The 20,789-nt window shown below is 56.0% G+C and carries 16 protein-coding genes, 2 tRNA genes and 2 other RNA genes; 10 read left to right on the forward strand and 10 right to left on the reverse strand.

Going from position 1 to position 20,789, the window contains the following annotated elements:
* Positions 1 to 64: 64 nt before the first annotated feature.
* On the reverse strand, positions 65 to 616 hold the full coding sequence (locus tag ENTHG_RS04780; RefSeq protein WP_187371630.1) for a YbhB/YbcL family Raf kinase inhibitor-like protein: 552 nt from the start codon (positions 614 to 616) through the stop codon (positions 65 to 67).
* A 167-nt stretch (positions 617 to 783) separates the two neighbouring features.
* Between ENTHG_RS04780 and ENTHG_RS04785 the strand changes: the two genes are divergently transcribed.
* On the forward strand, positions 784 to 2,199 hold the full coding sequence (locus ENTHG_RS04785; protein WP_044174798.1) for a YchO/YchP family invasin: 1,416 nt from the start codon (positions 784 to 786) through the stop codon (positions 2,197 to 2,199).
* A 3-nt stretch (positions 2,200 to 2,202) separates the two neighbouring features.
* Here ENTHG_RS04785 and narL read toward each other — a convergent pair whose 3' ends face one another.
* On the reverse strand, positions 2,203 to 2,853 hold the full coding sequence (gene narL / locus ENTHG_RS04790) for a two-component system response regulator NarL (protein WP_044174811.1): 651 nt from the start codon (positions 2,851 to 2,853) through the stop codon (positions 2,203 to 2,205).
* Positions 2,846 to 4,642: a nitrate/nitrite two-component system sensor histidine kinase NarX gene (narX, locus tag ENTHG_RS04795; protein ID WP_044174825.1), complete on the reverse strand. Its 1,797-nt coding sequence runs from the start codon at positions 4,640 to 4,642 to the stop codon at positions 2,846 to 2,848. The genes narL and narX overlap by 8 nt, the downstream gene beginning before the upstream one ends.
* A 307-nt stretch (positions 4,643 to 4,949) precedes the next feature.
* On the opposite strand from narX, the gene ENTHG_RS04800 reads away from it, so the two are divergent.
* From ENTHG_RS04800 to narI, 5 genes are all read left to right on the forward strand, one after another.
* Positions 4,950 to 6,344: a NarK family nitrate/nitrite MFS transporter gene (locus tag ENTHG_RS04800; protein ID WP_044174828.1), complete on the forward strand. Its 1,395-nt coding sequence runs from the start codon at positions 4,950 to 4,952 to the stop codon at positions 6,342 to 6,344.
* Between the two features lie 388 nt (positions 6,345 to 6,732).
* Positions 6,733 to 10,476, forward strand: a complete 3,744-nt coding sequence (locus ENTHG_RS04805) for a nitrate reductase subunit alpha (RefSeq protein ID WP_044174831.1) — start codon at positions 6,733 to 6,735, stop codon at positions 10,474 to 10,476.
* Positions 10,473 to 12,008 carry a nitrate reductase subunit beta gene (narH, locus tag ENTHG_RS04810; protein WP_044174834.1) on the forward strand — a complete coding sequence of 512 codons (1,536 nt, stop codon included), beginning with the start codon at positions 10,473 to 10,475 and terminating at the stop codon, positions 12,006 to 12,008. The genes ENTHG_RS04805 and narH overlap by 4 nt, the downstream gene beginning before the upstream one ends.
* Entirely contained in the window at positions 12,005 to 12,715 is a 711-nt protein-coding gene (gene narJ / locus ENTHG_RS04815) for a nitrate reductase molybdenum cofactor assembly chaperone (RefSeq protein ID WP_044174841.1), read from the forward strand. Before narH ends, narJ begins: the two co-directional genes overlap by 4 nt.
* Positions 12,715 to 13,392, forward strand: a complete 678-nt coding sequence (gene narI, locus ENTHG_RS04820) for a respiratory nitrate reductase subunit gamma (RefSeq protein ID WP_044174844.1) — start codon at positions 12,715 to 12,717, stop codon at positions 13,390 to 13,392. The genes narJ and narI overlap by 1 nt, the downstream gene beginning before the upstream one ends.
* Before the next feature lie 245 nt (positions 13,393 to 13,637).
* On the opposite strand, the gene ENTHG_RS04825 is transcribed toward narI, so the two are convergent.
* The 6 genes from ENTHG_RS04825 to ENTHG_RS04840 all read right to left on the reverse strand — a co-directional run bounded on the left by ENTHG_RS04825 (position 13,638) and on the right by ENTHG_RS04840 (position 15,697).
* Positions 13,638 to 13,722, reverse strand: a tRNA-Tyr gene (locus tag ENTHG_RS04825).
* Positions 13,723 to 13,757: 35 nt separating this feature from the next.
* Positions 13,758 to 13,889: non-coding RNA, RtT sRNA (locus ENTHG_RS24020), on the reverse strand.
* 42 nt (positions 13,890 to 13,931) lie between these two features.
* A tRNA-Tyr gene (locus ENTHG_RS04830) sits at positions 13,932 to 14,016 on the reverse strand.
* Between the two features lie 26 nt (positions 14,017 to 14,042).
* Positions 14,043 to 14,187, reverse strand: a non-coding RNA gene (locus ENTHG_RS24025) — RtT sRNA.
* 165 nt (positions 14,188 to 14,352) lie between these two features.
* The gene (purU, locus tag ENTHG_RS04835) at positions 14,353 to 15,195 is read right to left on the reverse strand and encodes a formyltetrahydrofolate deformylase (RefSeq protein WP_044174847.1); all 843 of its coding nucleotides are present in this window, start codon (positions 15,193 to 15,195) and stop codon (positions 14,353 to 14,355) included.
* 43 nt (positions 15,196 to 15,238) lie between these two features.
* Entirely contained in the window at positions 15,239 to 15,697 is a 459-nt protein-coding gene (locus tag ENTHG_RS04840) for a YchJ family protein (protein ID WP_071825804.1), read from the reverse strand.
* Between the two features lie 109 nt (positions 15,698 to 15,806).
* Between ENTHG_RS04840 and rssA the strand changes: the two genes are divergently transcribed.
* The 3 genes from rssA to galU all read left to right on the forward strand — a co-directional run bounded on the left by rssA (position 15,807) and on the right by galU (position 18,934).
* On the forward strand, positions 15,807 to 16,718 hold the full coding sequence (gene rssA, locus ENTHG_RS04845) for a patatin-like phospholipase RssA (protein ID WP_044174853.1): 912 nt from the start codon (positions 15,807 to 15,809) through the stop codon (positions 16,716 to 16,718).
* A gap of 93 nt (positions 16,719 to 16,811) precedes the next feature.
* The gene (gene rssB, locus ENTHG_RS04850; protein ID WP_044174864.1) at positions 16,812 to 17,825 is read left to right on the forward strand and encodes a two-component system response regulator RssB; all 1,014 of its coding nucleotides are present in this window, start codon (positions 16,812 to 16,814) and stop codon (positions 17,823 to 17,825) included.
* 197 nt (positions 17,826 to 18,022) lie between these two features.
* Positions 18,023 to 18,934 carry a UTP--glucose-1-phosphate uridylyltransferase GalU gene (gene galU / locus ENTHG_RS04855; protein ID WP_044174876.1) on the forward strand — a complete coding sequence of 304 codons (912 nt, stop codon included), beginning with the start codon at positions 18,023 to 18,025 and terminating at the stop codon, positions 18,932 to 18,934.
* 198 nt (positions 18,935 to 19,132) lie between these two features.
* On the opposite strand, the gene hns is transcribed toward galU, so the two are convergent.
* Positions 19,133 to 19,546: a histone-like nucleoid-structuring protein H-NS gene (gene hns / locus ENTHG_RS04860; protein ID WP_044174885.1), complete on the reverse strand. Its 414-nt coding sequence runs from the start codon at positions 19,544 to 19,546 to the stop codon at positions 19,133 to 19,135.
* A gap of 551 nt (positions 19,547 to 20,097) precedes the next feature.
* Here hns and tdk point away from each other — a divergent pair.
* Positions 20,098 to 20,712 (forward strand): thymidine kinase, encoded by a 615-nt coding sequence (gene tdk / locus ENTHG_RS04865; RefSeq protein ID WP_044174897.1) that lies wholly within the window; start codon positions 20,098 to 20,100, stop codon positions 20,710 to 20,712.
* Positions 20,713 to 20,789 lie beyond the last annotated feature (77 nt).

Below are 20,789 nucleotides of genomic sequence, written 5' to 3' on the forward strand. Positions count from 1 at the left end.
GCTATGCATTATGCCACCTTAACGGGGCTGACGGGTAAGCGCCGTTGTCTCTCCGTGGTCCGCTTTACTGGCCGAAGCGGCCAATCAGCCCGGCCGCTGCCAGGGTATGGCCCTTAAGCTTGCCGAAAAGCGCGTCGCGATCCAGCCCTTCGGGAAGGTCAGGGGCGAGACTGGTGGCTATCAGCGTGAAGGTGTAATGGTGCGCGCCGCTACCCGGAGGCGGGCAGGGGCCATGCCAGCGCAGATTGCCAGGGGTGTTTTTGCCGCCGGTATAGCCTTTGCCGTCGCGCAGGTCATTTTCGGCAAAGCCGGTAGCGGACGGCGAGATGTTATAGGCTACCAGATGCGTGACGCCCAGCCCTTTCGCGCCTTCCGGGTCATGGACCACCAGCGCGAAACTTTTGGTATTGACCGGAGGATTGTTCCACACCAGCGCAGGCGATATATTCTCACCCGTACAGTTGGGGTTGTTGTCAGCATTGCCGGCAAACTTTTTCTCCATAAGCGCGTTATCCCCAAAAGCGGGGGACTGCAGCTGGAAAATATCGTTGGCGCTGGCCGCCGTGCCGTAGCTAAAAAGCGCACAGCACAACGCCCATTTCACGGTTTTCATCATGATGGTATCTCACTCGTCAGCGGTCATATAACTGTAGCCCCGACGAAGCGGGAAGGTTAAGGATTTTCCTGAAATTTCCCCCGGGGCTGAAATTAGAGCCTGAAAAAGCTACCCTGAACGACTGGCGATGCCTTTACCCTCAGCCCGGAGCGACCGCAAAAAACGTGATGCGTTGGTTTTCACCCTCTTTTTTACTCTTGTTATTCTTGCCGCTGGCGGGAAGCGCCCTTGATGCGCCGGTCAGCGATACGCCGCACGACTACGTAAAGCAGGCGCAAAACCCCTTCGATAACAACGGCGATAGTCTGCCGGATCTTGGCATGGCGCCGGAAAACGGCAGCGCGGAAAAACATCTGGCCGAGATGGCAAAAGCCTTTGGCGAGGCCAGCATGACCGATAACGGGCTTGATGCGGGCGCGCAGGCGCGGCAGTTCGCGTTCGGCCAGCTGCGCGATGTCGTTAGCGACGAAGTTAACCAGCATCTAGAATCGTGGCTCTCGCCGTGGGGCAACGCGACGGTCGATGTGAAAGTGGATGACGAAGGGGGCTTTACCGGCAGCCACGGCGACTGGTTTGTGCCGTTGCAGGATAACAATCGCTATCTGAGCTGGAGCCAGCTTGGCCTGACGCAGCAGGATGACGGGCTGGTGGGTAATGTCGGGGTCGGCCAGCGCTGGCGGGCCGGTGGCTGGCTTCTGGGCTATAACACTTTTTACGACAACCTGATTGACGACAATCTGTCGCGTGCCGGTCTCGGCGGCGAGGTATGGGGCGAGTCGCTGCGTTTTTCCGCCAACTATTATCAGCCGCTGTCCGGCTGGGATTACAGCACCGCCACGCAGCAGCAGCGCATGGCGCGGGGGTACGATATTACGGCCCAGGCGCGGCTGCCCTTCTGGCGGCAGATCGATACCAGCCTCAGCGTCGAACAGTATTTTGGCGAGAACGTGGATCTGTTTGATTCCGGCACCGGCTACCATAACCCGGTGGCGGTGAAAGTGGGGGTCAATTATACCCCGGTGCCTCTGGTCACGCTCTCCGCGCACCATAAACAGGGGGAGAGCGGCGAGAGCCAGAACGATCTGGGCCTCAAGCTGAATTACCGTTTCGGCGTGCCGCTGTGGAAACAACTCTCCGCCAGTGAGCTGGACAATGTGACCTCGCTGCGCGGCACCCGCTATGACAGCCCGGCGCGCAACTCAGCCCCGGTCTTTGAGTACCGCCAGCGCAAAACGCTGTCGGTCTTTCTCGCCACGCCGCCCTGGGATCTGCAGCCCGGCGAGACGGTGGCGCTTAAACTGCAAATTCACAGCACGCATGGCGTCCGCGAACTCAACTGGCAGGGCGATACGCAGGCGCTCAGTCTGACGCCGCCGGCAAGCCTGGCCAGCGCCGACGGCTGGACCATTATCATGCCGCGTTGGGATGAGAGCGACGGGGCCACAAACCAGTGGCGGCTATCGGTGGTGGTCGAGGATGAAAAAGGCCAGCACGTCTCCTCTAATGAAATCGTGCTCAGGCTGACGCCGCCGGTCACCGCGACGCCGGATGCGGCGCCGGGCTGGGAAATCGCCGCGCCCTGAGCGTTAAAAAATGCGTTCCTGATGCACCCACACCGCTGCCTCAACGCGGGATTTGAGGCGCATCTTTTTCAGCATATGCTTAACGTGGACTTTTACCGTGCTTTCGGTGATATCCAGCCGGCGGGCGATCATTTTATTGGGCAGTCCCTGGGCGATCAGCTTGAGGATGTCGCGCTCGCGGGGCGTCAACTGGTTGATATCACGCTCGGAGGTGGAGCGGTTGGCACGCAGGCTGGCAGCCAGTACCGGCGTCAGCGCTTCGCTCAGCACCATTTCCCCCGCGGCGGCCTGTTGCAGCGCCTTAAGCAGATCTTCCGGCTCCATGTCCTTGAGCAGATAGCCATCCGCTCCCCGTTTTAAGGCGGTGACGACATCTTCTTCGTGGTTGGAGACGCTGAACACCACAACCCGCCCGGAGAGGCTCTTCTCACGCAGCTTATCCAGCGTCTCAAGGCCGTTCATCCCCGGCATATTCAGATCGAGAAGAATCAGGTCCGGGTCCAGCGCCTCCGCCAGTTCAATGCCCTGTTCGCCATTACTGGCTTCGCCGACAACGGTAATTTCCGGCGACATGCTGATAAGCTGTTTTACCCCGGTACGCAGCATCGGATGGTCGTCGATAAGCAGAATGGTGGCCGCTTCCTGATTAGTCATGGTTATCTCCTTGCACGGGTGAGAGAAGATTTTCGGGAATAAACGTAACAATAACATCGGTGCCGCCGGACTCGCGTCGCCGCACCTGACAATCGCCACGTAAACTTTGCGCACGGTCGCGCATAATAATCAATCCGTAATGGTTTGTCCTTTCAGCGTTTTCCGGCACGCCGCAGCCGTTATCCCTGACGCGCAGCATCACCCGCTTATCCTGCTGGCTCACCGTAACGGTCACCTCGCTGGCGCCGGAGTGTTTAAGCGCATTGCTCAGGGCCTCGCGGGCTATCTGTAACAGGTGAATGGCCTGGTGGGTCGGCACCAGCCGCGGCGGCAGCTGATAATCAAAAACCACCTGGAAACCAAAGCGGGCGCTGAACTCAAGGCAGCTACTTTCCAGCGCCGGACGCAGGCCGGGCTCGGTAAGCTGCAGGCGGAAGGTGGTCAGCAGTTCACGCAGCTGCGCCCAGGAGGTGTTGAGCTCGTTACGAATCTGCCCCAGAAGCTGCTGGCTGCTCTCGGGCAGGCTCCCTCCCTGCATCTGCAGGCAGCTGACCTGCATCTTCATACAGGAGAGGGACTGGGCGATGGAGTCGTGCAGCTCGCGGGCAATAGTGGCGCGCTCCTCCATCACCATTAACTGCTGTTGATGCTCCTGGTGACGATCCAGCGCCAGCGTCGCGGTGAGTTGCTCCACCAGCGTGTCCACCAGCTGCTGCTGATCGTGGCTGAGATGTTTACCGGCAGGAAGCTGCGCCAGCAGCAGGCCATACTGGGTATGGGCATCCGCCAGTCGCCATTTCAGCGTAGACGCGCCGGGGGGCGCGGCAGGAAGGCCGCGTGGACACAGGTTACAGCCCCGGTCGTCGCAGCTGGCGGTGGACTGGCAGGTAAAATCCTGATGATTCTGCTCATCTTCCATGTCGTAGACGCGCAGTTCGATATCGTGCAGTAAGGTGAGCTTTTGTAGACCATTGAGCACCGGCGAAAGCCGCTCGCAGAGCGGGATGCGCGAATGCAGCCGATGGTTGGCCTGCCACAAAAAAGAGAGGATCGCGTTTTTTTGCTCAAGGCCGGCGGTTTTCTCCTGCACGCGCTGTTCCAGTACAGCGTAGCTTTCCGCCAGTTCCGCTGACATATTATTCAGCGCGTCGCCAAGGGTGGCCATTTCGTTGCGTCCGCTGATTTGCGCCCGGCGGGTAAAATTGCGCTGGCTCACTGCCTGAGCCATTTTCAGCAGTTGCTCCCAGGGCTGGAACAGGCGGGCACGCAGCCAGAGGACGGTAAAAATCAGCAGCAGCCCCATCAGAATCGCCATCACGCGGTGGACGATAACCACTCTGGCGACCCGCTGCTCAGTGTTGTGATCGAAGGCGGTGACCAGGGCGTCGATCCGCCCGACCCAGGCGTTAACCTGCTGAGCAACCGGCTGCGGCGACGTTGCGCTTCGCAGCGCAGGGGCCAGTTCGCGCCGCCAGTCGCTTTGCAATGCCTCAAGCCGTGCCTGCTGGCCGTCGCGCGCGGCGGCCTCGGTAAGTTCAGCGCTAAAGGCGGTACGCTCCATTTCCTGCAATAACTTTTCGTCCGCGGTTTGCAAAGGAACGGCGGCCAGCAGACGGTAACTCTGCATCCGCATGGAGCCCGCTTTGTTAATGGCATGCGCGCTGCCCTGAATGCCTTGCACCAGCCAGCCGGAAATGGCCATTCCCCCAATGCCGATGACGGTGGAAAGCAGCATCATAAGCGCGATCTGGTTAACCAGCGAAAGCGGGGTGAACAGGCGTTTTAGCATAACTGGCAAGGCTCCCGGCGGCGTCAACAAAGGATGTGCGGTATTGTCCGCCATCCCCTGGGGTATACCCATACCTAAAACGGAGTACTCCTTTATCGTTGCGTATACCCATGACGTAAGAAGGGCTTTTTCCGCTTCGCACAGCCCCGTGAAAAACCACACTTTTTTTGGCAATAACACCTACTCATTAATGAGCATGCTGTTTTTTTGCGCACTCAACGACCCACTTTTCCATTGATTTATATCAACTTAGAAAGCGGCGTAAAAACTAATGTGGCAGGCGTCGAATTGATAATCAGAGGTGTCTATGAGCCACTCTACAACCCCCCAGAAGGTTGCCAGCCGGGTAATAACCGACTGGCGTCCCGAAGATCCCCTTTTCTGGCAGCAGTCAGGCCACGGCGTCGCCAGCCGTAACCTGTGGATTTCCGTCCCCTGCCTGTTGCTGGCATTTTGCGTCTGGATGTTGTTTAGCGCCGTTGCGGTAAATCTCAATAAGGTGGGCTTTCAGTTTTCTACCGATCAGCTGTTTATGCTGACGGCGTTGCCGTCCGTCTCCGGCGCGCTGCTGCGCGTGCCTTACTCGTTTATGGTGCCGGTGTTCGGCGGTCGCCGCTGGACCGCGCTCAGCACGGGCATCTTGATTATCCCCTGCGTCTGGCTGGGGTTTGCCGTTGAGGATACCTCTACCCCTTTTAGCACGTTTATGGTTATTGCCTTGCTGTGCGGTTTTGCCGGGGCGAACTTTGCTTCCAGCATGGCAAATATCAGCTTCTTCTTTCCCAAGCAGAAGCAGGGCGGGGCGCTGGGCATTAATGGCGGCCTGGGCAATCTCGGCGTCAGCGTTATGCAGCTGTTCGCGCCGCTGGCGATTTCCGTCTCTATGTTCGCGGTCTTTGGCGCGACGGGGGTAACGCAGGCGGATGGCACCGTTATCTACCTGGCGAATGCCGCCTGGGTGTGGGTACCGTTCCTTGCGGTGTTCACCCTGGCCGCCTGGTTTGGTATGAACGAACTGGCGACCTCGAAAGCGTCATTACGCGCCCAACTGCCGGTACTTAAGCGCAAACATCTGTGGATCATGAGCTTCCTTTATCTGGCGACCTTCGGCTCGTTTATCGGCTTCTCTGCCGGGTTTGCGATGCTCTCAAAGGCCCAGTTTCCTGAGGTGAACATTCTGCACTTCGCCTTCTGCGGGCCGCTAGTGGGGGCGCTTGCACGTTCCGCTGGCGGCGCGATCTCGGACCGGCTGGGCGGTACGCGCGTCACGCTGGTGAACTTTGTGCTGATGGCCGTGTTCAGCGCGCTGCTGTTCCTGACCCTGCCTTCCCAGGGCGCAGACGGCAACTTTATGGCTTTCTTTGCCGTATTCCTGATGCTCTTTCTTACCGCCGGGCTGGGCAGTGGCTCCACCTTCCAGATGATTTCGGTGATTTTTCGCAAGCTGACGCTGGAGCGGGTGAAAAGCCAGGGGGGGAGCGAAGAGATCGCAATGCGTGAAGCGGCGACGGAGACTGCGGCTGCGTTAGGCTTTATCTCCGCCATCGGCGCGATTGGCGGCTTCTTTATCCCCAAAGCGTTTGGCACGTCGCTGGCGCTGACCGGTTCGCCCGCCGGGGCAATGAAAGTGTTCCTTGTCTTCTACATCGCCTGTGTGGTGATCACATGGGCTATCTATGGCCGACATTCCAATAAAAAGTAACGTTTGATTATCCATTGCGCGGGGCAACCCGCGCTTTTTTTATTTCGCACTTAGTTACAACATACTAAAAGGGTGTGTTGTCTGCATCAGCGCCGGATGCCGGCTGAGCAAAGGGACCTACCCCTTAATACCCACGCCGGATGCCTTTACCCGCAATAATAGTACGTATTTGTAAAAATAGCTTATTTATCAATTCACTAGAAATTAAGGCTTTATTCCCCTTTAGGGGTAGTTAACGGATTGCCGCTTTTTCTCACCGCGGTGCGTCTTGATCGCCATCAATTCTCGTCACCTTTCAGAGCGTTAATTTCGCCGCAGATGCAGTTCAGCCGACTTGAGCAATGTCGATTTATCAGAGAGCCGTCAGGCTCCATACAGGAGAACCCAGATGAGTAAATTCCTGGACCGGTTTCGCTACTTCAAGCAGAAGGGCGAAACCTTTGCCGATGGGCACGGCCAGCTTCTCGAAACCAATCGGGACTGGGAGGATGGATACAGAAGCCGCTGGCAGCACGATAAAATCGTGCGTTCTACCCACGGGGTGAACTGCACCGGCTCCTGCAGCTGGAAAATTTATGTCAAAAACGGTCTCGTGACCTGGGAAACCCAGCAGACCGACTACCCGCGTACCCGTCCTGATATGCCGAACCACGAGCCGCGCGGCTGTCCACGCGGCGCGAGCTACTCCTGGTATCTCTACAGCGCCAACCGGCTGAAATACCCGTTAATGCGTAAACGCCTGATGAAGATGTGGCGTGAAGCAAAAGCGCAGCACAGCGATCCGGTCACGGCCTGGGCGTCCATTATCGAAGACGCTGACAAGGCCAAAAGCTTCAAGCAGGCGCGCGGACGCGGCGGCTTCGTGCGTTCCTCCTGGCAGGAAGTTAACGAGCTGATCGCCGCCTCGAACGTTTATACCGTCAAAACCTACGGTCCGGACCGCGTAGCGGGCTTCTCGCCGATCCCGGCGATGTCGATGGTCTCTTATGCTTCCGGGGCGCGTTATCTCTCGCTGATTGGCGGCACCTGCCTGAGCTTCTACGACTGGTACTGCGATCTGCCGCCCGCGTCTCCGCAGACCTGGGGCGAGCAAACCGACGTACCGGAATCCGCCGACTGGTACAACTCCAGCTATATCATCGCCTGGGGCTCCAACGTGCCGCAGACCCGTACCCCGGACGCCCACTTCTTTACCGAAGTGCGCTACAAGGGGACCAAGACCGTGGCAATTACCCCTGACTATGCGGAGATCGCCAAGCTGTGCGATCTGTGGCTGGCGCCGAAGCAGGGCACCGACTCCGCGCTTGCTATGGCGATGGGCCATGTGATGCTGCGCGAGTTCCACCTCGATAAACCGAGCCAGTACTTTAGCGATTACGTGCGTCGTTACACCGACATGCCGATGCTGGTCATGCTGGAGGAGCGTGAGGGGTATTTCGCCGCAGGGCGGATGCTGCGCGCCGCCGACCTGGTGGATGCGCTGGGCCAGCAAAATAACCCGGAATGGAAAACCGTCGCCGTTAACGCCAGCGGCGAGCTGACCGCGCCAAACGGCTCTATCGGCTTCCGCTGGGGTGAAAAAGGGAAATGGAATCTTGAGCAGCGCGACGGCGCGAGCGGCGCGGAAACAGAACTGCAGCTGAGCCTGCTCGGCAGCCACGATGAGATTGCAAGCGTCGGCTTCCCCTACTTTGGCGGCGAAGCGTCGGCCCATTTCAACAAGGTTGAGCTGGACAATGTCCTGCTGCATAAACTGCCGGTAAAACGCCTGCAGCTGGCGGATGGCAGCAGCGCGCTGGTCACCACCGTTTACGACCTGACGATGGCGAACTACGGGCTGGATCGTGGTCTGAATGATGAGAACTGCGCCAGCAGCTATAACGATATTAAAGCCTACACGCCGGCCTGGGCGGAGCAAATTACCGGCGTGTCTCGCGCGCATATCATCCGCACCGCCAGGGAATTTGCGGATAACGCCGATAAAACCCATGGCCGTTCGATGATTATCGTCGGCGCGGGCATGAACCACTGGTTCCATATGGACATGAACTACCGCGGCCTGATCAATATGCTGGTGTTCTGCGGCTGTATCGGCCAGAGCGGCGGCGGCTGGGCGCACTATGTCGGCCAGGAAAAACTGCGTCCGCAGACCGGCTGGCAGCCGCTGGCGTTTGCTCTTGACTGGCAGCGTCCGCCGCGCCACATGAACAGCACATCGTACTTTTATAACCACTCCGGGCAGTGGCGCTATGAAACCCTGACGGCGCAGGAGCTGCTCTCGCCGCTGGCGGATAAATCTCGCTACAGCGGCAGCCTTATCGACTTTAACGTGCGCGCTGAACGCATGGGCTGGCTGCCGTCCGCGCCGCAGCTGGGCACCAACCCGCTGACTATCGCCGAAGCGGCAAAAAAAGCGGGCATGACGCCGGTCGATTACACCGTTAAATCGCTGAAAGAAGGCACTCTGCGTTTTGCGGCTGAACAGCCTGATAACGGTAAAAACCACCCGCGTAACCTGTTTGTCTGGCGTTCTAACCTGCTGGGTTCATCCGGGAAGGGCCACGAGTACATGCTGAAATATCTGCTCGGTACTGAAAACGGTATCCAGGGCAAAGATCTCGGTCAGCAGGGGGCGGTGAAGCCAGAAGAGGTGGAGTGGGTCGATAACGGCCTCGACGGCAAGCTGGATCTGGTGGTGACGCTGGACTTCCGTCTGTCGAGCACCTGTCTCTACTCTGACATCGTGCTGCCAACCGCTACCTGGTATGAAAAAGACGATATGAATACCTCGGATATGCATCCGTTTATTCATCCGCTGTCTGCGGCCGTCGATCCGGCGTGGGAATCGAAAAGCGACTGGGAAATCTACAAAGGTATCGCGAAGAAATTCTCCGAAGTGTGCGTCGGCCACTTAGGCAAAGAAACCGACGTGGTGACGCTGCCGATTCAGCACGACTCAAGCGCCGAACTGGCGCAGCCGCTGGACGTGAAGGACTGGAAAAAAGGCGAGTGCGACCTGATCCCAGGCGTGACCGCGCCGCACATCATGACCGTTGAACGTGACTACCCGGCAACGTATGAACGCTTTACCTCCATCGGCCCGCTGATGGAGAAAATCGGCAACGGCGGCAAAGGCATCGCCTGGAACACCCAGAGCGAAATGGACCTGCTGCGCAAGCTCAACTACACCAAGGCCGACGGCCCGGCGAAAGGTCAGCCGATGCTCAACACGGCGATTGACGCGGCGGAAATGATCCTGACGCTGGCACCGGAGACCAACGGTCAGGTAGCGGTAAAAGCCTGGGCGGCGCTGAGCGAGTTTACCGGCCGCGACCATACCCATCTGGCGACCAATAAAGAAGAGGAGAAAATCCGCTTCCGCGATATCCAGGCGCAGCCGCGTAAGATCATCTCCAGCCCGACCTGGTCAGGCCTGGAAGACGAGCACGTCTCCTATAACGCCGGTTACACCAACGTGCATGAGCTTATCCCATGGCGCACCCTTACTGGTCGCCAGCAGCTGTATCAGGATCATCAGTGGATGCGTGATTTCGGCGAGAGCCTGCTGGTGTACCGTCCGCCCATCGACACCCGCTCCGTGAAGGCGGTGATGGGCGAGAAGTCCAACGGCAACCCGGAGAAAGCGCTGAACTTTCTGACGCCGCACCAGAAGTGGGGTATCCACTCCACCTACAGCGACAACCTGCTGATGCTGACGCTGTCACGCGGCGGGCCGATTGTCTGGATGAGCGAAGCCGATGCCAAAGAGTTAGGTATTGAAGATAACGACTGGATTGAAGTGTTTAACAGCAACGGCGCGCTGACCGCCCGCGCGGTGGTGAGCCAGCGTGTGCCAGCCGGAATGACCATGATGTACCACGCACAGGAGCGCATCGTGAACCTGCCGGGCTCAGAAATTACCGGCCAGCGCGGCGGTATTCATAACTCGGTGACCCGTATCAGCCTTAAGCCGACGCACATGATTGGCGGCTACGCGCAGCTGGCCTACGGCTTTAACTACTACGGCACCGTCGGCTCGAACCGTGATGAGTTCGTAGTGGTGCGCAAGATGAAGAACATTAACTGGTTAGACGGCGAAGGCAACGACCAGGTACAGGAGAGCGTAAAATGAAAATTCGTTCACAAGTCGGCATGGTGCTGAACCTTGATAAATGCATCGGCTGCCACACCTGCTCAGTCACCTGTAAAAACGTCTGGACCAGCCGCGAAGGCATGGAGTACGCGTGGTTCAACAACGTGGAAAGCAAGCCGGGCGTCGGCTTCCCCAACGAGTGGGAAAACCAGGACAAATGGAAGGGCGGCTGGATCCGCAAAGTTAACGGCAAGCTGCAACCGCGCATGGGCAACCGTCCAATGCTGCTGGGTAAAATTTTCGCTAACCCGCATCTGCCGGGTATCGATGATTACTACGAGCCGTTTGACTACGACTACCAGAACCTGCACACCGCGCCGGAAAGCAAGCACCAGCCGATCGCCCGTCCGCGCTCGCTGATCACCGGCCAGCGTCTGGACAAAATCACCAGCGGCCCGAACTGGGAGGAGATCCTCGGCGGCGAGTTTGAAAAACGCGCCAGAGATAAGAACTTCGACAACATGCAGAAGGCGATGTACGGCCAGTTCGAAAACACCTTCATGATGTACCTGCCGCGCCTGTGCGAGCACTGTCTGAACCCGGCGTGCGTGGCGACCTGTCCGAGCGGCGCGATTTACAAGCGTGAAGAAGACGGCATCGTGCTGATCGACCAGGACAAATGCCGCGGCTGGCGGATGTGCATCACCGGCTGCCCGTACAAAAAAATCTACTTCAACTGGAAGAGCGGTAAATCCGAGAAATGCATCTTCTGCTACCCGCGTATCGAAGCCGGTCAGCCGACCGTCTGCTCCGAAACCTGCGTCGGCCGCATCCGCTACCTCGGCGTGCTGCTCTATGACGCCGATGCAATTGAAAATGCCGCCAGCACCGAAAACGAGAAAGACCTGTATCAGCGCCAGCTGGACGTGTTCCTCGATCCGAACGACCCGGCGGTGATTGCGCAGGCGCTGAAAGACGGCGTGCCGCAAAGCGTGATTGACGCGGCGCAAATGTCGCCGGTGTACAAAATGGCGATGGACTGGAAACTGGCGCTGCCGTTGCACCCGGAATACCGCACCCTGCCGATGGTCTGGTACGTGCCGCCGCTGTCGCCGATTCAGTCCGCCGCCGATGCGGGCGAGCTGGGCAGCAACGGCATTCTGCCGGACGTGGACAGCCTGCGTATTCCGGTTCAGTACCTGGCAAACCTGCTGACGGCGGGCGACACCCAGCCGGTGCTGCTGGCGCTGAAACGGATGCTGGCGATGCGCCACTACAAACGTGCGGAGACCGTGGACGGTAAAGCGGATACCCGCGCGCTGGAAGAGGTGGGCTTAAGCGAAGCGCAGGCTCAGGAGATGTATCGCTATCTGGCCATCGCCAACTATGAAGATCGTTTTGTGGTGCCGAGCAGCCACCGCGAACTGGCCCGCGACGCCTTCCCGGAGAAGAGCGGCTGCGGCTTTACCTTCGGCGACGGCTGCCACGGTTCCGACAGCAAGTTCAACCTGTTCAACAGCCGCCGTATTGACGCCATTGATGTCACCACCAAAACGGAGACGCGCTCATGATTGAACTCCTGATCGTCTCCCGTCTGCTTGAGTATCCGGATGCTGCCCTCTGGCAGCATCAGCAGGAGCTTATGGATGCGCTGGCCGACGCTCAGCATTTGACGGCTGAACAGACGCAGGCGCTGGCGTCATTCGTGCGCCAGCTGATTGCGCAGGAGCCGCTGGATGCGCAGGCCAGCTACAGCGAGCTGTTCGATCGCGGTCGCGCCACGTCATTATTGCTGTTCGAGCATGTTCATGGCGAATCCCGCGACCGGGGGCAGGCGATGGTGGATCTGCTGGCGCAGTATGAGCAGCAGGGTTTAGTGCTGGATAGCCGCGAACTGCCGGACCATCTGCCGCTCTATCTGGAGTATCTGGCGCAGCTGCCGCCCGCGGAGGCGCTGGGCGGCCTGCAGGACATCGCGCCAATTCTTGCCCTGCTTGGCGCGCGCCTGCAGCAGCGTGAAAGCCGCTACGCGGTGCTGTTTGACCTGTTACTGGCGCTGGCGAACGCCGCTATCGACAAGCAAAAGGTAGTGGAAAAAATCGCCGACGAAGCGCGGGACGATACGCCGCAGGCCCTTGATGCGGTCTGGGAAGAGGAGCAGGTGAAATTTTTCGCCGATCGGGGGTGTGGCGAGTCCGATATCACCGCACACCAGCGCCGTTTCGCAGGGGCCGTCGCGCCGCAATATCTGAATATCACCACCGGAGGACAGCAATAATGCACTTCCTGAATATGTTCTTCTTTGATATCTATCCCTATATCGCGGGTACGATATTTCTTGTCGGCAGCTGGTTACGCTATGACTACGGCCAGTACACCTGGCGTGCTGGCTCCAGCCAGATGCTCGATCGCAAAGGGATGAACCTGGCGTCGAACCTGTTCCATATCGGCATTCTGGGGATTTTTGCCGGGCATCTGGTCGGGATGCTGACGCCGCACTGGATGTATGAGTCGTTTTTGCCTATCGATGTGAAGCAAAAGCTGGCGATGGTCGCCGGCGGCGCCTGCGGTTTGATGACGCTGGTGGGGGGCCTGTTGCTGCTAAAACGCCGTCTGTTCAGCCCCCGCGTGCGCGCCACCACTACCGGCGCGGATATCCTCATCCTGACGCTGCTGATGGTGCAATGTACGCTGGGGCTGCTGACGATTCCGTTCTCTGCTCAGCATATGGACGGCAGTGAAATGATGAAACTGGTGGGATGGGCACAGTCAGTGGTGACGTTCCACGGCGGCGCTTCTCAGCATCTTGACGGGGTCGCTTTTATCTTCCGGGTCCATCTGGTGCTGGGGATGACGCTGTTTGTGCTGTTCCCGTTCTCGCGCCTGGTACACATCTGGAGCGCGCCGGTAGAGTATTTAACCCGTCGTTATCAGCTGGTACGGGCCCGTCGCTAGTCACCCTAAACACCCCGGATGCGCTGCGCTTATCCGGGCTACCTGACTCGTAGCCCGGATAAGGCACAGCCGCATTCGGGAGGCTTCCTTCCGAATATACGTTGAAGAAACGCGCCGGGAAATGACAGAGAGGTGAAAGGGGAAGGATTTTTCGTCGCTACAGGCTAAAGCCATAGCTCATCCTTTCTTGATCTGAGAGGAATATAAAGAGTGCATTGCGTGCAAGAAGTGCTTTCAAAAGAAGATGGTGGTGGGGGAAGGATTCGAACCTTCGAAGTCGATGACGGCAGATTTACAGTCTGCTCCCTTTGGCCGCTCGGGAACCCCACCAGGGGTAATTCATATTTTGAGGTACAGCGTGAAGATGGTGGTGGGGGAAGGATTATTCGTCGCTTCGCTCCTCACCCTTCGGGCCGTTGCCTGGGGCAACGTTGTCTCGCTTGCGCTCGACTCGAACCTTAATCGAAGGTTCTTACCCTTCCCGACAGCGCAAACATCACGATTACCTGCCGGTGTTACTACATTGCTGTAGTGAATAATGGTGGTGGGGGAAGGATTCGAACCTTCGAAGTCGATGACGGCAGATTTACAGTCTGCTCCCTTTGGCCGCTCGGGAACCCCACCACGGGGTAATGCTTTCATATACGTATTCGATAATAAGGAAGGATTACTCGGCGCGTTGCGCCTCGCCCTTCGGGCCGTTGCCTGCGGCAACGTTCTCTCACTATCGCTCGAGTCGAACCTTCGAAGTCGATGACAGCAGATTTGCAGTCAGCTCCCTTATGATCGCTCGGGAATCCCACCACGGGGTAATACTATACTGGCCTGCTTCCTCGCGGGAAGCGGGGCGCATCATATCAAATGACGCGCCGCTGTAAAGTCTTCCTTTACGGAAAATGAACTGGTTGCGTACTTTTCATCCGTAACGGATTAAAGCTAATCAATTCATATTATTGGCGATTAAAGAATAATCGTCCGGTTGCCGTATACAAACACGCGCTGCGCCAGCACCTGATACAGTGCGCGGCTGAGCACATTTTTTTCTACGTCACGGCCTGCGCGCATCATATCTTCAGCTGTGTAAGTGTGATCCACATGGATAACGTCCTGCATAATGATCGGACCCTCATCCAGATTATCATTCACATAGTGCGCCGTGGCGCCGATGATCTTCACTCCGCGTTCATACGCCTGATGATAAGGGCGCGCGCCAATAAAGGCTGGCAGGAAGGAGTGGTGAATATTAATAATCTTATTCGGGAAGCGGGCGACAAAGCCAGGCGTCAGAACGCGCATATACTTTGCTAGCACAACGTAATCCGGCTGATGGGCTTCGATAGCCTGCGCCATCTTTTCATCATGCTCTTCACGCGTTAAGCCTTCATGGCTGACCAGCTCAAAAGGAATATCAAAACGCTCCACCAGCGTGCGCAGAGTATCGTGATTACCGATCACCGCGGCGATTTCGACATCCAGGCCGCCGTAGTTGGCCTTCATCAGCAGATCGCCCAGACAGTGCGCCTCTTTTGTGACGAGGATCACCACACGCCGCTGCCCTGCGGGGTTAAGTTCACGAATGGAACCTTCCGGCAGGGCGCTATCCAGGTCGGCAAGCAAGGTGGCGTCGTTGAAAATGCCTTCCAGTTCGGTACGCATAAAAAAGCGCCCGGTACGATGATCGACAAACTCATTATTCTGCACGATGTTGAGTTCGTGCTTGTAACAAATATTGGTGATACGCGCGATGAGACCTTTCTGGTCAGGGCAGATAGTGCGCAGAACTTTACGTTGTAATGAATGCATTGCCGGGTGAATCCTGTTGATGTTTGCATTAGGCGCTGTCGGGCTATTGCCCGCAGCACTTTTTAAATTTCTTTCCTGACCCGCAAGGGCAGGGATCGTTGCGGCCAAATTGTGGCCGTGTGCCGTCGATATAGTACCACTGGCCGTCTTCTTTTAAGAATCTCGAACGTTCGATAATCGCGCCAGATTTGCCATTCTCATTGAAACGAGCCACAAAACTGACGTACCCTTCTGTACCCGTTTTTTCCATAGACTGTTCATAGACGGTCAGGCCGAGCCACTGCGTACTGGCGAAACCGGCTTCGATGTCGGCGCGAAACGCCGCAGCATGGCAGGAGGGGTGCCAGGTACGAATAAGATAATCTGCCTGTTTTACAACAAAAGCGGTATAACGCGAACGCATAAGATGTGATGGATTTGGCGCAACCTTAGCGCCAGTGAGATAAGGCTGGCAACATAGGCTATACTCGACAGCGCTACCGCAGGGACAGAGTGATGACATTTCTCTTCCTGTATAAAAATAACGGCCCTATAAGCCAGGGTAGCGCTATGTTAACTGAGCTGTAGCCCTGTGGCTACGTCAGTCGTTCCGGGGGACAAAAATCCAGGTAATGAGAACGATAAAAATTGGACTGGCTTTGGGATCTGGCGCTGCCAGAGGCTGGTCGCACATCGGTGTGATAAACGCTTTACAGCGCGCCGGCATCCAGATTGATGTCGTCGCGGGATGCTCTATTGGCTCACTGGTTGGCGCGGCGTATGCGTGCGGCAAACTGGGTGAGCTTGAGCAATGGGTGCGCTCCTTTAGCTACTGGGACGTGCTCAAACTGATGGATCTCTCCTGGCGTCGCGGCGGATTATTGCGTGGCGAACGCGTCTTTAACCACTTTCGACAAGTTTTGCCTGCCACGCGTTTCACGGATTGTCAGATGAAATTCGGCGCCGTCGCGACCAACCTCAGCACCGGTCGTGAGTTATGGTTTACCGAAGGCGATTTACATCTGGCGGTGCGCGCCTCGTGCAGCATACCGGGGTTGATGTCGCCCATCGCCTGGAATGGCTACTGGCTGGTGGACGGCGGCGTGGTAAACCCGGTTCCTGTCTCGCTGGCGCGGGCAATGGGGGCCGATATCGTCATTGCCGTCGACCTCCAGCATGACGCGCATTTAATGCAGCAGGATCTGCTATCGATTAGCCCCGTGGAGGGTGACAGCGAAGGCGAAAAGGCCAGCACGTTACGCTGGCATGAGCGCCTGCGGGATCGGCTGGCGAAAATGACGGCGAAGAAAGCCGTTGCCGCGCCGACCGCGCTGGAGATTATGACCACATCTATTCAGGTGCTGGAGAACCGGCTAAAACGTAACCGTATGGCGGGTGACCCGCCGGATATATTGTTACAACCGCTATGCCCGCAAATTTCAACACTCGATTTTCATCGCGCTGAGTCTGCGATCGCCGCAGGCCAACTGGCCGTAGAGAAAAAAATCGACGAGCTGTTGCCGTTAGTGAGGCTCATAGCCTGAATATGACTTTTTTATTCGAGTTCAGTGAAATCTGACAGGCGATTCGCGATAGAACATGCCACTATTTAATTATCGTCGGGCAGGGGAGAGAAGATGACGCAGCCGTTGGCAGGAAAACAGATACTGATCGTTGAAGACGAGGCCGTCTTCCGCTCGCTGTTAGATTCCTGGCTCTCGTCACTGGGAGCGGAAACGCTGCTTGCGGATGATGGTATTGTCGCACTTGAGCATCTCAAGAGCACATCGCCCGATCTTATGATTTGCGATATTGCTATGCCGCGCATGAATGGCCTCAAGCTGGTAGAGCATTTACGTAACAGCGGCAATCAAATGCCCGTGCTGGTCATTTCAGCCACCGATAACATGGCGGATATCGCCCGGGCGCTTCGACTCGGCGTCCAGGATGTATTGCTTAAACCCGTCCAGGATCTCAACCGGCTGAAAGAGACCGTCTTCGCCTGCCTGTATCCCAATATGTTTAATTCGCGGGTTGAAGAAGAAGAACGGCTGTTTCAGGACTGGGATGCGCTGGTCGACAATCCGCAGGCCGCCGCAAAATTGTTGCAGGAATTACAGCCGCCGGTGCAGCAGCAAATGTCGGGATGTAAAGTCAACTACCGGCAGCTTGTCTCTGCGGACAAACCGGGACTGGTGCTTGATATCGCGCCGCTCTCATCGCGCGATCTCGCTTTTTATTGCCTTGATGTTACCCGCGCCGGTAATAACGGCGTGCTGGCGGCATTATTACTGCGGGCGCTGTTCAATGGTTTGTTACAGGAACAACTGTCACATCAGCGCCAAAAGCTACCGGAAATGGGGAGTTTGCTGAAACAGGTTAATCAGCTGCTTCGCCAGGCGAATTTGCCGGGTCAGTTCCCGCTGCTGGTTGGTTATTATCACAGCGAATTAAAAAACCTTATTTTGGTGTCAGCGGGCCTTAACGCGACATTAAATACTCACGATCAGCAAATACAGATCAGTAGCGGTGTCCCGTTAGGAACGCTGGGGAATACTTACCTGAATCAAATCAGTCAGCATTGCGACGAGTGGCAATGCCAGGTTTGGGGAGCCGGTGGCCGTTTGCGTTTAATGCTGTCTGCGGAATGAACAAACGCAGCGTATTAAGCAGATAGCTTTACCTCCCGGTTTCAACGAGTGGTACTATCGCCTTAGTTTTTGCGTATTAATCCTAATTAAACGTCAGCGCGTCGTTTTCAGACCGGTCACTGCGGAGGTACTGATATACTCAGACGCGAGATAATTCATGAGCATGCTTAAAGCGTGAACAGACCAGGAGATTTTCAATGGCTGCCGTAAATTCGAAAGTGACTAAAGCAGTTATCCCGGTTGCGGGATTGGGAACGAGGATGCTGCCAGCGACCAAGGCTATTCCTAAAGAGATGTTACCACTGGTCGATAAGCCATTAATTCAGTACGTCGTAAATGAATGCATCGCGGCGGGAATTACTGAAATTGTTCTGGTGACACACTCATCCAAGAATTCAATTGAAAACCACTTTGATACCAGCTTTGAGCTGGAAGCCATGCTGGAAAAACGCGTTAAGCGCCAGCTGCTGGATGAAGTTCAGTCTATTTGCCCGCCGCATGTCACCATTATGCAGGTTCGTCAGGGTCTGGCGAAAGGGCTGGGGCATGCAGTACTTTGCGCGCATCCGGTTGTGGGCGACGAGCCCGTTGCGGTTATTCTGCCTGACGTGATTCTGGATGAATATGAATCCGATCTCTCTCAGGATAATCTGGCAGATATGATTAAGCGTTTTGACGAGACCGGCGCCAGCCAGATTATGGTTGAACCGGTTGCTGACGTCACTGCGTATGGCGTGGTGGACTGCAAAGGCGCCAACCTTGAACCCGGCGACAGCGTGCCGATGGTGGGTGTGGTAGAGAAGCCAAAAGCGGACGTAGCGCCCTCTAATCTGGCTGTAGTAGGCCGCTATGTCCTCAGTGCAGAGATTTGGCCGCTGCTGGCTAAAACGCCTCCAGGAGCCGGTGACGAAATCCAGCTGACCGACGCCATTGATATGCTGATTGAGAAAGAAACCGTTGAGGCTTACCACATGAAGGGTAAGAGCCACGACTGCGGTAACAAACTCGGTTATATGCAGGCGTTCGTAGAATACGGTATTCGCCATAACACGCTGGGTGAAGAGTTTAAAACCTGGCTGGAGCAGGCCGTAGGGGTCGCTAAAGCATAACCCTCTGCCATCAGGGGTAATAAAGCCGACGCATAAACTCTGCGTCGGCTTTTTTTATGCCCACGGTCGGCTAAATGGCAAGATTTGCAAAAGCGCTATGCCCTGTCATGAATATGTTTAGCCAGAAGTTAACCTTCCAGCCTGACTATATAGATAAAAAAATCCCGCCGAAGGCGGGATTTTAGCAATCTTTCGGAATTATTCCTGAATCAGGAAGTCATCCAGCTGTTTACCTTGCTCGTCCATTGCTTTTTTGATTACTGCCGGAGTACGACCCTGGCCAGTCCAGGTTTTCGTTTCGCCGTTTTCGTCAACGTAGCTATATTTAGCCGGACGTGCTGCGCGTTTAGCTTTAGTACCGGTTTTAGCGGCAACCATGCTGTTCAGCAGTTCATTCGGATCAATACCGTCAGCAATCAGCATTTCACGATATTGCTGCAATTTACGAGTACGTTCTTCGATTTCTGCTGCTGCAGCGCTCTCTTCTTCACGACGCTCAGTAACAACAACTTGTAATTTTTCCAGCATTTCTTCGAGCGTTTCCAGGGTGCATTCTCTAGCCTGTGCACGAAGAGTACGGATGTTGTTCAGAATTTTAAGTGCTTCGCTCATTGTAGTAATCTCAAACTTATATTGGGGTGGTTTGTTGAGCTAATAATAGAGCGTTAATTTGAGTAGTGCAATAGCCAGGAATGTAAGGAATTCAAATTTCCTCTTTATTAACGTCACCCGGAAATACCGCTAACTTAAATTTTTCTTGAACAACCGCACAAAAAAACCATATACAAAGCGCGTGCACCTGCTGGCCGCACCTCTGTTTTTATCAGGCAGACATGCTGATTTATCTTATACGGATTAAAGGTTCAATGGATAAATATCAACCTTTTTTATTAGAGGCTGGCAGTGGCTAACGTAGCTAAAACATTAATAATTTCTGAAACCTGGCGATAAACCTGCAGGCGCTTTTAAGCATTGCGGATACCTGCCTCGCTTATTGACCGTTTCTTTGGCAGCGACACAACCAGCGCAGTAAATAGCGTCGTTATTCTGATTCCGCCGCGATTTAAGGCCCCTTATGTCTGCCCTGAGACATTCAGGGATGCCGTCAAAATATGATACAATCCGCGGCGGAATATCACACTTAGCCTGGGGTTTTGCGAGCAATGGCGCAACTTTATTTTTACTACTCCGCGATGAATGCCGGTAAGTCTACTGCGTTGCTGCAGTCTTCCTACAATTACCAGGAAAGAGGCATGCGCACGATAGTCTATACCGCAGAAATTGATGACCGCTTTGGCGCGGGGAAGGTGAGCTCTCGTATCGGACTGTCTTCACCAGCACGGCTTTTTAATCAGCACACGTCCCTTAAGGACGAAATTAATAATGAGCATCAGCGTGAGCCGATTCACTGCGTGCTGGTGGATGAAAGCCAGTTTCTGACGCGCGAGCAGGTATACGCATTGTCAGACGTGGTAGATGAACTGGATATTCCAGTACTCTGTTATGGTTTAAGAACGGATTTTCGCGGCGAACTGTTTACCGGGAGTCAGTATCTTCTGGCATGGTCTGATAAGCTGGTTGAGCTTAAAACAATCTGCTTTTGTGGCCGCAAAGCCAGCATGGTGCTTCGCCTTGACCAGGAGGGGCGACCTTATAACGAGGGGGAGCAGGTTGTTATCGGCGGCAATGAACGCTATGTGTCGGTGTGTCGCAAACATTATAAAGAGGCGCTGACAGAAGGCTCTCTGGCAACCATTCAAAACCGGGTTAGGGGGTAATACCTCTTTCACCAGTAATCAGCTGAAAAGCGTTTGCTGCGCTTTACAGGCATAAAAAAACCCGCCTTAGAGGCGGG

It is taken from the genome of Phytobacter massiliensis JC163 (assembly GCF_000321045.1).
Taxonomy (GTDB): Bacteria; Pseudomonadota; Gammaproteobacteria; order Enterobacterales; family Enterobacteriaceae; genus Phytobacter_A; species Phytobacter_A massiliensis.